This is a genomic window from Paenibacillus hodogayensis, assembly GCF_039536325.1.
In the GTDB taxonomy this organism is placed as follows: Bacteria; Bacillota; Bacilli; order Paenibacillales; family NBRC-103111; genus Paenibacillus_AB; species Paenibacillus_AB hodogayensis.
Window position 1 is genome coordinate 140,478 of record NZ_BAAAYO010000021.1, and the last position, 12,076, is coordinate 152,553.

General features: G+C 47.1%; 14 protein-coding genes and 1 pseudogene. 14 read left to right on the top strand and 1 reads right to left on the bottom strand.

All coding sequences use genetic code 11. The features are described 5' to 3' along the window. Nucleotides 1–121 precede the first annotated feature (121 nt). The 13 genes and pseudogenes from ABD796_RS33755 to ABD796_RS33805 all read left to right on the top strand — a co-directional run bounded on the left by ABD796_RS33755 (nt 122) and on the right by ABD796_RS33805 (nt 10,528). Nucleotides 122–625, top strand: coding sequence for an RNA polymerase sigma factor (locus ABD796_RS33755; RefSeq protein WP_344916846.1), 504 nt, complete (start codon nt 122–124; stop codon nt 623–625). Further along, entirely contained in the window at nt 618–1,655 is a 1,038-nt protein-coding gene (locus tag ABD796_RS33760; protein WP_344916849.1) for a hypothetical protein, read from the top strand. The genes ABD796_RS33755 and ABD796_RS33760 overlap by 8 nt, the downstream gene beginning before the upstream one ends. A gap of 357 nt (nt 1,656–2,012) precedes the next feature. After that, nucleotides 2,013–2,183, top strand: coding sequence for an MFS transporter (locus ABD796_RS35765; RefSeq protein WP_425566978.1), 171 nt, complete (start codon nt 2,013–2,015; stop codon nt 2,181–2,183). 168 nt (nt 2,184–2,351) lie between these two features. After that, on the top strand, nt 2,352–2,702 hold the full coding sequence (locus tag ABD796_RS33765; RefSeq protein ID WP_344916852.1) for a metal-sensitive transcriptional regulator: 351 nt from the start codon (nt 2,352–2,354) through the stop codon (nt 2,700–2,702). Nucleotides 2,703–2,889: 187 nt separating this feature from the next. Next, nucleotides 2,890–3,606 (top strand): annotated as a pseudogene (locus ABD796_RS33770) (heavy-metal-associated domain-containing protein); the annotation flags it as partial. A gap of 476 nt (nt 3,607–4,082) precedes the next feature. Further along, nucleotides 4,083–4,703 (top strand): nitrite reductase, encoded by a 621-nt coding sequence (locus ABD796_RS33775; RefSeq protein ID WP_344916854.1) that lies wholly within the window; start codon nt 4,083–4,085, stop codon nt 4,701–4,703. 15 nt (nt 4,704–4,718) lie between these two features. Further along, the gene (locus ABD796_RS33780) at nt 4,719–4,973 is read left to right on the top strand and encodes a glutaredoxin family protein (RefSeq protein WP_344916856.1); all 255 of its coding nucleotides are present in this window, start codon (nt 4,719–4,721) and stop codon (nt 4,971–4,973) included. A 240-nt stretch (nt 4,974–5,213) separates the two neighbouring features. Next, complete coding sequence (locus ABD796_RS33785) at nt 5,214–6,059, top strand: helix-turn-helix domain-containing protein (RefSeq protein ID WP_344916858.1); 846 nt, start codon at nt 5,214–5,216, stop codon at nt 6,057–6,059. A 260-nt stretch (nt 6,060–6,319) separates the two neighbouring features. Beyond that, nucleotides 6,320–7,474, top strand: coding sequence for a Gfo/Idh/MocA family protein (locus ABD796_RS33790; RefSeq protein ID WP_344916860.1), 1,155 nt, complete (start codon nt 6,320–6,322; stop codon nt 7,472–7,474). Between the two features lie 75 nt (nt 7,475–7,549). Continuing rightward, the gene (locus tag ABD796_RS33795) at nt 7,550–8,908 is read left to right on the top strand and encodes an ABC transporter substrate-binding protein (RefSeq protein ID WP_344916862.1); all 1,359 of its coding nucleotides are present in this window, start codon (nt 7,550–7,552) and stop codon (nt 8,906–8,908) included. A gap of 433 nt (nt 8,909–9,341) precedes the next feature. Next, nucleotides 9,342–9,608, top strand: a complete 267-nt coding sequence (locus ABD796_RS33800) for a CD3324 family protein (RefSeq protein ID WP_344916864.1) — start codon at nt 9,342–9,344, stop codon at nt 9,606–9,608. A 189-nt stretch (nt 9,609–9,797) separates the two neighbouring features. Further along, entirely contained in the window at nt 9,798–9,941 is a 144-nt protein-coding gene (locus ABD796_RS35770; RefSeq protein WP_379116070.1) for a Stf0 family sulfotransferase, read from the top strand. Further along, on the top strand, nt 9,905–10,528 hold the full coding sequence (locus ABD796_RS33805) for a Stf0 family sulfotransferase (RefSeq protein ID WP_344916866.1): 624 nt from the start codon (nt 9,905–9,907) through the stop codon (nt 10,526–10,528). Before ABD796_RS35770 ends, ABD796_RS33805 begins: the two co-directional genes overlap by 37 nt. Nucleotides 10,529–10,651: 123 nt before the next feature. On the opposite strand, the gene ABD796_RS33810 is transcribed toward ABD796_RS33805, so the two are convergent. Continuing rightward, nucleotides 10,652–11,557 (bottom strand): helix-turn-helix domain-containing protein, encoded by a 906-nt coding sequence (locus ABD796_RS33810; RefSeq protein ID WP_344916868.1) that lies wholly within the window; start codon nt 11,555–11,557, stop codon nt 10,652–10,654. Between the two features lie 153 nt (nt 11,558–11,710). On the opposite strand from ABD796_RS33810, the gene ABD796_RS33815 reads away from it, so the two are divergent. Further along, nucleotides 11,711–12,067 carry a cupin domain-containing protein gene (locus ABD796_RS33815; RefSeq protein ID WP_344916870.1) on the top strand — a complete coding sequence of 119 codons (357 nt, stop codon included), beginning with the start codon at nt 11,711–11,713 and terminating at the stop codon, nt 12,065–12,067. The last annotated feature ends 9 nt before the right edge of the window (nt 12,068–12,076 follow it).

Genomic DNA, 12,076 nt, shown 5'->3' on the forward strand with positions numbered 1-12,076 from the left:
AACCGTTAAAGCATGCGATAATCTTCCTTAGAATGATAAGAGGAAGATTTTTTTCATTTCTATTATCGGATAATGGGATATTTTCAAGTCATTGATCGTGTTGTATGTAGGAGGCGAAAAAATGGAGAGCAATTCTTTATTGCGTTCGGATAAAGAATTGGCCGAACTATATCAACGGCATGCAGATCTGATTTACAGGCTGAGCTACATCTATTTGAAAAATCCCGTTGATGCAGAAGACGCTGTTCAATCTGTATTTCTAAAACTGATAAAATCTCAAATGGTCTTCAATGACCACGAACATGAAAAAGCATGGTTGACAGTGACCGCCAGAAATTACTGTAAAGACGTTCTTAAAAATTGGTGGAAAATTCGTCGCGTGGCTTTAGACGCTTTACCGGAAGTTCCTTCTTGGACAGGCGATGAGCCATCGGGGAAGGTGTTTGCAAGATTGCTTTCACTTCCTACAAAATACAAAACGGTTTTATATCTGTACTATTTCGAGGAGTACTCGGTAAAAGAGATATCGGGGCTGTTAGGACACAAAGAGAGCACGATCCAAACGCAACTATCCAGAGGCCGCAAACGCCTAAAAGTTGACTTGGGAGGGAATTGTCTTGAGTAATAAAAATATTAATCGGCTTTTTGAAGCTCTTACGCCAACAACCGAACAAAAAGAAAAGATGTTTCATAACATTTTAGTGCAAAGCAAGGATGAAAATAACAGGCACAGGGAATATACTCTTTCGAAACGCTTTAGACCCGTAGTATTGGCTTCCGTGCTGATATTATTTTTAGCCACAACCGCTTTTGCAGCGGCATATGCGGGATTGGATGAAACGTTTATGAAATTTCTTAATCCGGTAAATCATGAGCAAGCCGAACATTTATCGAACGGGGCCTATGTGATTGATAAACAGATGAAGAACGAGAAAGGGACTCTTAATATTAAGCAAGTAATCGGCGATAGTAATCTGACCTATATTTTAATGGACTTTACTGCCCGGGAAGGCACAGTTTTAAATGCGGCGAGATACCGTTTTGAGGATGTCACGATGAATACGGATCAGCAGTTTCAAAGTACAGGATTTAAGGTGCTAGACGATGGAAGTCCGAATGACAATAAAATAAGCCTGATCATGAATATCATGACCAAAAACTCAATAGCTGGCAAAGCGGTTCAGCTCAAATTAAAGGGTCTGCAAGCAGCCGATCCGCTTCCGGGGATATTTGAAACGGTCATACCGGGTACTTGGGAAACGAATATTAAGCTGGATTTCAAGGATTACTCTACCCTTTACCCAGTCGAACAAGACATTAATATGTTTGGCTATAAGGCAGTATTAAAAACGATTTCCGCCTCGCCAATTTCGATCACATTAAAGATTGAAAGTGAATCATTGAAAGAGATTAACAAAGCCGCCGGAGAACAAAAGGAAATTGATAAAAATGAATATTTGGATAGCTGCCCGGTCACGATAAAATTTAAAGACGGCACCTCCGAGACGACTACCATTTTTAACGGATTGTCTTCGAGTGACTTTATAAATGAGCAAATGGTTACGATCAAAACATTTGAAAATGTTATTAATGATAAGGAAATCGTATCAATCGTATTTTTTGATAAAGAGATTCCGATTAAAAAGTCCTATTAGAATCGATTATTAAACATTTTTCGCAATTCGAAAAATAGAGTTGAATATTAAAGTATCGATGTTCTGGAGGGCAGCAGCTCATTCCCCAAGAATGGATAGCCGCATCGACAAGTCCTCAACTAGGCAATTACGGTTTCTTGTGGTGGATTGACAAGGACGGGTTTTCTGCATGATTTGTGTATAGAATTTTAACCTCGTAATGGAAAATGATTAACGGCAAGCTTTCTGCATTACGTTGGGTACTTTGGGATGCTTGGGTTAAATCAACCCGGGTTCTTGACAATATAGGGTAGGGGGGTACACTATAATTACGGCGACACAAAAAATAATAATCCATTACATAAGGAGGAGGCCATTATCGGCGTTGCACTGCCAGCCATTAAAGAAGCGCTCGGCTATACGCAGGCAAGTCTGCAGTGGGTATTCAACGCGTATGTCATTTTCTTTGGCGGGTTATTGTTACTCGGTGGTCGAATGTCCGATCTATTTGGTCAGCGGCGCATATTCATGTGGGGATTTCCATTCTAACGTTAGCTTCCTTGCTGGCAGGACTCGCTTGGAACGAGGAAGCGCTTAATGTTGGTCGCGCCCTGCAAGGATTCGGTTCCGCATTAATAGCCCCATCGAATTAACAAATTTATTTTATTCATATAGGGGTAGGGGGTATGTTATACTGATAAGAAAGGAGGGATTCCCATGAGCGAAAAAACGATACGCTTGGAGCAAGCGATAGAGCAAGATCCGGGCTCCTGCTCTCATGGAGAAGGTGGGCGCAAGAGCCATCATTCCGATAAAGCCAAGAGCGGTCTGCTCAACCGTTTGAGCCGAATCGAGGGACAGGTTCGCGGCATTAAAGGGATGATTGAGAAAGATATTTACTGTGACGATGTGTTGAATCAGATCGCTTCGGTGCAAGCTTCATTGAACGGTGTCGGGAAGCTGCTGCTTGAATATCATATGGAAAGTTGTGTCATCGAACGGATTCAAGAAGGGGATACTGAAGTAATAACGGAATTAATGACGACGATCAATAAACTGATGAAATAAAGGTCAAGCCGCATTCAAGCAGCAATGATGCTGCTTTTTATATCAACTTGAATATAGGGTACCAGGGTACTCTATAAATTATACGGCATGCTAGAAACCATGAACAAATTAATCCGCTAAAAAAGAAAGAACATGTCAAAACAAACGTTGTTTAATCAACCCCAGGCGAGATAAGGAGTGAACACCGATGGCAACAGCAATCGCAGCAAACCATCAAACTACCTTGCAGCTCACGGGCATGACCTGTGCAGCCTGCGCGAATAAGATTGAGAAGGGTCTTGGCAAACTCGAAGGCGTGGCAAGCGCGAACGTAAACTTCGCTTTGGAAAAGGCGAGCGTAACGTATGACCCGGCGAAGGTCGATGTCCAGCGGTTGGAGGAAACCATCAAAAAACTCGGCTACGGCACGGCAAAAGAAGTGGTCGATTTCAAATTGGAAGGCATGACGTGCGCGGCTTGCGCGACCAAGATTGAAAAGGGTCTCGGCAAATTGTCCGGCGTTACGAACGCTTCCGTTAACTTTGCGATGGAAACCGCACGGGTCGAATATAACGCGGCGGATGTATCTATCGCTGACATGCAACAGCGCGTGGAGAAGTTAGGCTATAAAGCGATTGCGAAGCATGACGAAGCCAATCCTTCGGAGCATCGCGAGAAAGCCATTTCCCAACAAAAGCGCAAATTGCTCATCTCAGCTGTACTTTCCCTGCCGCTGCTCTGGTCGATGGTCGGTCATTTCTCGTTCTTATCCTGGATCTGGATGCCGGATCTATTCATGAATCCATGGTTTCAGATGACAATGGCAACACCGGTTCAATTTTACATTGGCAAGCAGTTCTACGTGGGCGCCTTCAAAGCGCTGCGGAACAAAAGCGCGAATATGGACACTTCGTTCCCGGCTGGCGGTGATTACAAGGTATTTGCAGACTTTATCCCGACTGGCGGCGCCAATACAACGCTCAGCGAGTGGGTAAAGGTAGAAGGTAAGGAAGGCAAGCATGCCGCGATTGCAGTTGACACGAAATTAGTAAAAGAAGTTGATGGCAAGGAAATCGAGTTGATCATGAGCGCCGCCAAGCCGAAAGAAGACGTGACCTTGACCTTCAACATTCGCGATGCGAAGACGAAGAAGGGGATCGATAACCTGCAGCCTTATTTGGGCGCGGTCGGTCATGTCGTGATTCTTTCGGAAGATGCGAATCAGTATCTTCATGTCCATCCGATCGATGAGAAGGCGACCGGACCGGATGCAAAATTCGCGACTTCTTTTCCGCAAAGCGGGACGCACAAAATCTGGGGACAATTTCAGCAGGCGGCGAAGTATTCACCGTGCCGTTCGTCGTCAATGTAAAATAACGAAAGCGCAAAGGGAGAATGATCATGGGAGAAAAGACAAAACTAGCGGTATCGCCTGCCCTTCAAGTCGGGGGAAGCCTGTTCACGCCGGAGCAGCTTGCCAAGATTGGTACGGTTGCAGGTTCAGACGCCAAAATTGAAATGACCTCCTTCAAGCAGCTTTACGTGGAAGTGCCTCTTGATGAGAGAGCATCCATCCAGCAAGAACTGGAGCGAGCCGGTCTGGAAGTGTATCCGGCCGGGTTTGCGACCAAGAGTTTGATTGCCTGCAACTTCTGCAAAGGCGCAGAAGAAGCCGGTCTGGAGACGGCGCGTATCTTGAATCGTGCGATTGCCGGCATCAAGACACCCACGCCATTGAAGATTGGTTACGCAGGCTGCGCGCTGGGTACGAGTGAACCATTGCTGAAAGATATCGGTGTCGTTAAAATGCGAGACACGTTCGATATTTACGTTGGAGGAGAGCCCAAAGGAATCAAGGCCGCGATGGGCCGGCTGCTGATCTCCGGCATAACGGAAGATCGGCTTGTACCTGTCGTATCCAAGCTAATCGATTTCTACAAGGAGCAGTCGAAAGGGAAAGAGAAATTCAGCAAATTCGTGGATCGAATCTCGATGGAGCAGTTGAAACAAATCGTCGCTTAAAGGAGGAGAACATCCATGTCAGAAATCAATCTGACAGAACCGATCCAGATTTACACGATTCCGACCTGCAGTGACTGCCATTTTGCCAAGCGCTACTTCAATGAGCAACAGATACCTTTTATCGAATACAACTGCGAAGAAGATATGAAATATGCGACAGAAGTGCTGGAGCTGACCGGAAAGCAGATCGTACCGACCATTGTCATTCAAGACAAGGTGTTCGTTGGTTTCGCTGAAAACTTGAACGAGATAGACAAGCTCCTGCCATAAACTTATGACCCGGTCAATCGACCGGGATTTTGTTTTTTTATTTGGAAGGTTAAAGCCGCTCCCCGGCTTGACCAATAACACTTTAGGGCATAACATATTGCCGCAACAGAGAGCAATATTAGTCAAATGAGAAGGAAACAATTCACAATCACAATCAAGTATATATAAACGATATATGATACAGTATACTCGAATGCCGATTGTCTAAAATTACCATACCGCATAAGGGAGTGATCGTCCATGAAGCACGCCCATCAGCACTTTCCATTTGTCCTGTACGACTATAAAAGCAGCACCCCATGCGTTACTCCCCATGATTGCACCCAGTACCATTTTTACTATATTCACAGCGGCCAATGCGACTACAAGCAGGGCGATAAGACCGTACACTGGAAGGCGGGCGACATGATCATTACAAACGGCATTACTCCGTATAGTCCGCAAGCGGAATCGGATTGGAATTGTATACAAACCCGTTTTTCGTTCGATCCGCAGCTTGCTCACGTGTTCGACCCTTACTTCTGTACGGATTCCCCCCTCAAGGCGTTCATCGAATTGCGCAATTTCCAGATTGGTCTGAATGAGGAGCAGATTGCGGACTGCGACAATATTTTGCTGCGGATCAATCGGTTTTACGAGGAAGACGAGAAGGCGTATTACAATCGTTTTCTGATGGCTTTCTACGACTTGCTCATGTTCATCAGTAATTTGTGCAAAGAGGAGATGGACAACAACCAGAAGGTGTCGGCGGAAAAAGAGCGAAACGTACAGAACATTATCGCATTTATTGAAAACTATTACATGGAGAACGTCACGCTGGAGCAGATGGAAGCCGAGCTTCATATGAGCAAATATTATTTGACTCGAATATTCCGCGAAATGACGGGTATGACGATATTTGATTTTTTGCGCCACCGGAGAATCAAGCAGGCGAAGCTGTTATTCTATTATCGGAAAGACAGCTCAGTAACGGATGTTTGCTATCAAGTCGGCTATAACAACTTGGCTCATTTCAGCCGGGTATTCAAAAAACAGGTCGGCATCTCCCCGGATCAATACCGCAAAGAGCAAAGCTCCACCTCCTGAACGGAGAAGGCAACATCCGTCAATATTTTGAAGAAAAAGCTGCAATATAGATCATATCGGGAAAACGAAGGTGTGGTACGCTACTCATATGGTTCAGCATACAAAATTCAGTTCCGTCCGCTGAAAGAAAGGGGTGTTCAAATAACCATTAATGAGTCAGGATGGGATAACAGCACCTTAAAAATGTAAGCGTATTCGTTATGCAAAGAGCGGATCGCGCCTATCGGAGTTGATTCTTACACCAGACAGGAGCAGCAGCATTGACGTTAAAGATAGGAATTGCCGGTGACAGAGGCTTAGGCATGATGCTCGGGTTTTGTTCGATTCCGGGAGTCGAGGTCGTCGCTCTATGCGACATGCATGAAGGATTATTGATGGAACGGGCAGCGCAGCTGAGAATTCCGAAAACGTACCGAATCTACGAAGAAATGATCGAATCGGACATAGACGCCGTCCTGATCTCGACGCCCATGCAGCTGCACGTCCAACAAACGATTCAGGCGCTGGAGGCTGGGAAGCACGTGTTGTGTGAAGTGACTGCCGGGGTAACCATGGATGAGCTGTGGTGGCTGAAGGAAGCGGTAGAGAAGCATGGCAAAGTGTACATGATGGCTGAAAATTATTGTTACATCCCGCAAAACCAACTGATCGGCAGCATGATTAACCAAGGCATGTTCGGCGATATTTATTACGCTGAAGGAGAATATGTGCACAACATTCGTCATCTCGCTTACGGGCACAACCGCCGGATGCCGAGCGCTCGGAAAGCAAAGCGAACCTCGTGGCGCAGCTATTGGCAATACGGCAGGCGGGGAAACTTTTATCCGACGCACAGCCTCGGCCCGATTATGCAGTGGTTTCGCGGCGACCGTATCAAAAGCGTTGCTTGTTTCGGCACTGGCTGGCATACGGCGCCGCAGTTCCGGCAGGAAGACACCTCCATCACGATGTGTCAGTTGGAGAGCGGCAAGCTTATCCGTCTGCGTCTCGACTGTATATCGAACCGGCCAACCAACAGCAGTTACTATACCGTACAGGGAACGAAAGGTTGTTACGAGGCTCCGAGAGGAATGGGCGATCAACATAAAGTATATTTTTGTAACGAAGAGAAGCGGACGGGCAACGCCGTGTGGAGCCCGCTGGCCGACTATAACGATTTGATGCCGGAACGGTACCGCAACGCCACCGCCGAGCAGAAAAGAGCGGGTTATATGGGCGCAGATTATTTCATCGTTCATGATTTTATCGAGGCGATCCAACATAAGATCCCGTCCGCTATCGATGTATACGATGCCTGCGAATGGACGGCGGTGGGCCTGCTGTCCGAGCTGTCCGTCATGAATGGAGGCCGGGTCATGGAGATGCCGGATTTCCGCAACGCTTCTTCGCGAAACGATCAAGTGACCAAGCTTTAATGATGGTAACATAGGACGCTAAAAGCGAGAGCTGAAGCGTTTCAAATACGTGCAAAGAAGAAAGGGGTATTTTCAATGAGAACAAAACGGGCAACCTTCGTAATAAGCACGATTGCTGTGTTAGCGCTTACCGGATGCAGCAGCGGGAATGGCACGGGGAGGGAGGCAACGGGACAGGGAGATGGAGTTGCGCCCGCGAAGAACGATATTGCAGCCCAAATCGCGGCAGCAACCTCCAAGCCGGTCGTGATCAATGTGTTCGAGAACTCCGCAACCTATACCCAAGAGCAATTCATGGAGCTGTACGGCAGCAAAATCCAAAAAAAATATCCTAATCTATCATTCAAGCTGTACTCCGCCAACAAAAATAACGGGGGAGGATCCATATCCGAATTGATCGCGCAGGGTGTTCCGATCGACTTGGTCAAAGTAAGCGGCGCGAGCTTTTACTCGCTAATGGCAGACAACAAACTGGAGAACGACGTTTCCGATTTGATCAAATTATACGGATACGATTTGAACAAATTATACCCGGCTGTACTGGACCAAATGAAGATGTTTGGCAGCAAAGGGGAAATATACGGTATTCCGAATGCGACCGTCTCTACGGCGTTGTTTTACAACAAAGATATTTTCGATCAGTTTGGGGTCTCTTATCCTAAAGACGGCATGACGTGGGATGAAGTTTATGATTTGGCCACCAAACTGACGAGGCAAGACGGCAGTCGCCAATATATGGGCTTTCAGGAAGGGTACGGCCATCTATTCCCGGTCAACCAGCTGTCTCAAGGCTACATCGATACGAAGACGAATAAGGCGACGCTCAACAACGACACGTGGAAAAAGATCATCGATAATTTTGCGCGGTTCCATCTTATTAACGGAAATGCATTCGTCCCGAGTTATGTAGACCCTTTCTGGAAGGACGGCAACGTGGCGATGGTAGCCGCGCAAAGCGCCGGCACCTGGGATTTTGCCAATACGACGACGATCAACTGGGATCTCGTCGAGCTTCCGAGGTTCAAAGAAGCTCCGAAGGCGGGCCCCGGCCTGCAGCTCCCGTTCTATGCCATCGCCAGCACGAGTAAAAACCGAGATCAAGCGTTTCTCGCAGCCGCGTATATCGGTTCCGAGGAATTCCAGAAAGACTTTGCCAAGCTCGGGTACGTACCGCCGATCAAGATTGACAATTTGATGGATGTGCTTGGCAAAGACGTGCCTAAGCTGGCGGGAAAAAATCTGAAAGCGGCTGTACCGCTCGAATTCGCCGCTGCTCCTTATCCGTTCAACTCGTATTTCAGTCAAGTGCCGGGATTCCTGAATACGGCGTATACGTCTGTCGTCGCAGGGGAAAAAGACGTAAATACAGCCTTGAGAGAAGCCGAAGAGGCGGCCAACAAAAAAATTCAAGAAGTATTGGAGAGCAAAAAATAAGGTTGTACATGCAAAAGCTTCTGTCTCTTACAGCTTACGTATAGGCTGTGGGGGCAGGAGTTTTTGTTAATCCTAAAGCTTTGGACAGGGTACGCAAATTGATTGTGGAAATGTTTTCCTGGGAAATATTTTATGCTATACTTGAACGATCCTATATAAGGCATTGAACGAATGATTGAAGCCCGTTGCAATCCGAAAAGGATGGCCTTGCTGCTTTAATCATCTTCGTTCAACTTATACAGTAGAAGGAGGTCAAGAATGCAATGTATGATGAGATGAAAGAGAATAAGCTCTATGCAAAGTCTACATTATAAACAACGGCGGTTGTTTGTATAGAGCTGAATAAAGGGAAACCGCCTAAACTGGTAAAATCAGTTTATAATGAGGACTTTGCTACCTTGAAATCAAAAATATTTTAAGGGGTAGAGTGACCATGAAATATGTCAAGGCTGACATTTTACCAGAGAAGTTGTTAAAGGAAGTACAAAAGTATGTTAATGGTGCCATGGTTTACGTTCCTAAACCGGAAGGAGTTCGTAAGGGGTGGGGTGTGGATTCCGGCAGCAGAAACTATATAAGTGAAAGAAACGATGAAATTCGCCATAGATTCTCTCAAGGTGCCGCTATTGCTCAGCTTTCGGAACAATACTTTCTTTCCTGCGATAGTATTAAAAAGATTGTATATTCCAAGTTAAGATAGCTTGTTATGTCAACCAAGCCACATCGGATTGATTTCTGATGCGGCTTTTTGTGTATAGAATTATTCCTACTTGTTTATGGCCTATCATCCGACGATTCAAGTTGTTACAATCATTTTCATCAGCATGAATAAATTTCAGAAGATGATTTCAAGGAGTGCAACGTCAGAATGAAGGAGTCTTTATGACATATGACAAAACCTAAACGAAGCTATACGATTTGGTTTTCCCAGCGGACGGGAAGCACGCTGCTCAATTATGCGCTGGCTTCGACCGGGGTGGCGGGCGATCCCTGTGAATGGCTGCATTCCAGTACAAGGACCCTGCTACGCTGAAGCGAGAAGATCTTGAACAGATATGGCAATCCGGAACGACACCCAACGGTATATTCGGGTTGAAAACTAGTTTTAAGCAGAGATGGATCGACGCGTTCCGCACAATGTTCGAGCTTCCCCAGGATGCTTCGCGTGCGGAGGTATGGAGTGAAGCATTTCCGAATTGCTCCAAGCATATTTACATGACGCGCCGTAACAAAGTGAGATTGGCTGTCTCCTGGTGGCGTGCGATCGTTTCCGGCGAATGGCATCGAAATTTCGGGGAAAAGCCCATGGAACATGATATTGCCGATAAGTACAATTACGAGGCCATTCATCATCTGATCTTCCAAAGCACGATGTGCGAAGCAGCAATAGAGGATTTCTTCTCCGAATCGGATATCGTCCCCCTGACGATAGTCTACGAAGATTTTATTCAAGATTATGAGGGAACCGTCATGAAAGTATTGGAGTTTTTGGATATTCCGACGGATCACGTTAACGTAGCCCCGCCAGCATTGGAACGGTTGGCAGATGATGTTGCGGAGCAATGGGTGCAACGGTTTCGGGAAGAAAGCCAGAAGGAATGGGAGAACATAAGATGGTAATCGTTCTCTGGGCGAAGGATACCTGAAGTTTAACAACATGTCTGAGCAGCAAGGCAGTCCTTTTCGGAATGAAATGGGCTTTCCAACATTCGTTCAACTTATATAGGCGGCTGACAGCAATAGTCAGCCGCCTTTTTTTGTTAGGCCGAGGCTCTTCTTATTCGTTTTTCGATACGTGTGCGGGGTTATCCCGGTCCTCTTCTTGAACGTCTTAGTAAAAAACGAGGGCGATGCGAAACCAAGCTGTTCCGCGATGAGGGAGATGGGGAGATCGGTATTCACAAGCCGCTCCTGTGCCGCTTCGATCCGGATGTCCGCCAATTTCTCGCTGAACGTCTTTTTGTACATATGCTGCAAGACCCGATTCGTCTGGCGCGTGCTGAGATGCAGCTGGGCGGCCAAATGCTCCAAGGTCAAATGAGAGGAATAGTGGTCGAAATACGCATCGATCAGGTGGCTGCGCACATCATCTGTTCCTCGAGTCGGGAGAGGATCGAAGCGATCCGTCCGGGTGGTCATGGCCCGTATCAGATCGATCAGAATCTCATTGAAGGCATTCTGAACCTTGGTGTAATAGCCAAGTCGGCGTTCTTCCAGTTCCCGGGCGATTTGTTGAAGCCGTTCGAGAAAGCCCGATTGATTCGGGATGCAGCGGTAATCCGTCGGAGGAAACACGGCTTTCAACGCCTCGATCTCGCCAGGCGGGCAATCGAAGTCGTCCTGAAGCTCGATATACTCGAAACGGAACGTGTATTTGCGCAAGGGCGTCCGCTTATCCGTCAAAATGGCATGGTAAAGGCCCGGAGGAATCAGGTAGGCGTGGTGGGGGACAAGCGGCACCTCTAGTCCATTCAACGCCAGACGCCCCGAACCGGAGGCGACGAAATGCAGCTCCGTCATGGCGTGATTGTGCCGATTCCTCATCGCCGGCGCGTCGGCCGAAAGGAATGAAGTGTCCAAGTGAATGTCGAACATCAAGTTCCCGATCCGGGCGCGGATGCTAAAGCTCATCGTCTCTTGTAATTCCATACCACATTCACACCCTCCGTCGACGGACGTAATGATACTAAAGTGACATGTTTCCGCAAAAGATGGCGGCTGGACGGCTACTTTCGCCTGTTTCCCCGCGCTATACTCTTGGTGCAGTCCATAAAATCTTACTATAAACGGAGGAAACAAGCCATGCCGCAGCCGTTCGTCAAAACACTTTCCCAGCTCCCGGGCTATGAGGGAGAAGGCGTCACTTTCCTGGAAGAGCACGAGGCCGAAACGATCTCCAGCAGCTATGTGCGATTGGCCAAAGGACAGAGCACCACGATCGGCAATCACGATGACGAAGAGGAGATTTATATTATTATGGGAGGTCGGGCCAGCCTCAGACTGAACCAGACCGTCCATGAAGTCGGGTTCGGCGACGTCGTCTACATCCCGCGCGATGTGGAGCACCAGGCGACCTGCGTCTCCGATGAGGATTTCGAATATATTTGCGTCGCGAACTGGCCGGATCGGATTCCGGGGCAGCCCGTACACCACAAGTAAAGACAAGGG

Coding starts and splice junctions, on each gene's coding strand:
- ABD796_RS33755 (WP_344916846.1), top strand. CDS start 122: ATGGAGAGCAATTCTTTATTGCGTTCGGATAAAGAATTGGCCGAACTA.
- ABD796_RS33780 (WP_344916856.1), top strand. CDS start 4,719: ATGTCAGAAATCAATCTGACAGAACCGATCCAGATTTACACGATTCCG.
- ABD796_RS33795 (WP_344916862.1), top strand. CDS start 7,550: ATGAGAACAAAACGGGCAACCTTCGTAATAAGCACGATTGCTGTGTTA.
- ABD796_RS35770 (WP_379116070.1), top strand. CDS start 9,798: ATGACAAAACCTAAACGAAGCTATACGATTTGGTTTTCCCAGCGGACG.
- ABD796_RS33815 (WP_344916870.1), top strand. CDS start 11,711: ATGCCGCAGCCGTTCGTCAAAACACTTTCCCAGCTCCCGGGCTATGAG.
- ABD796_RS33765 (WP_344916852.1), top strand. CDS start 2,352: ATGAGCGAAAAAACGATACGCTTGGAGCAAGCGATAGAGCAAGATCCG.
- ABD796_RS33810 (WP_344916868.1), bottom strand. CDS start 11,557: ATGGAATTACAAGAGACGATGAGCTTTAGCATCCGCGCCCGGATCGGG.
- ABD796_RS33800 (WP_344916864.1), top strand. CDS start 9,342: ATGAAATATGTCAAGGCTGACATTTTACCAGAGAAGTTGTTAAAGGAA.
- ABD796_RS33805 (WP_344916866.1), top strand. CDS start 9,905: ATGGCTGCATTCCAGTACAAGGACCCTGCTACGCTGAAGCGAGAAGAT.
- ABD796_RS33775 (WP_344916854.1), top strand. CDS start 4,083: ATGGGAGAAAAGACAAAACTAGCGGTATCGCCTGCCCTTCAAGTCGGG.
- ABD796_RS33785 (WP_344916858.1), top strand. CDS start 5,214: ATGAAGCACGCCCATCAGCACTTTCCATTTGTCCTGTACGACTATAAA.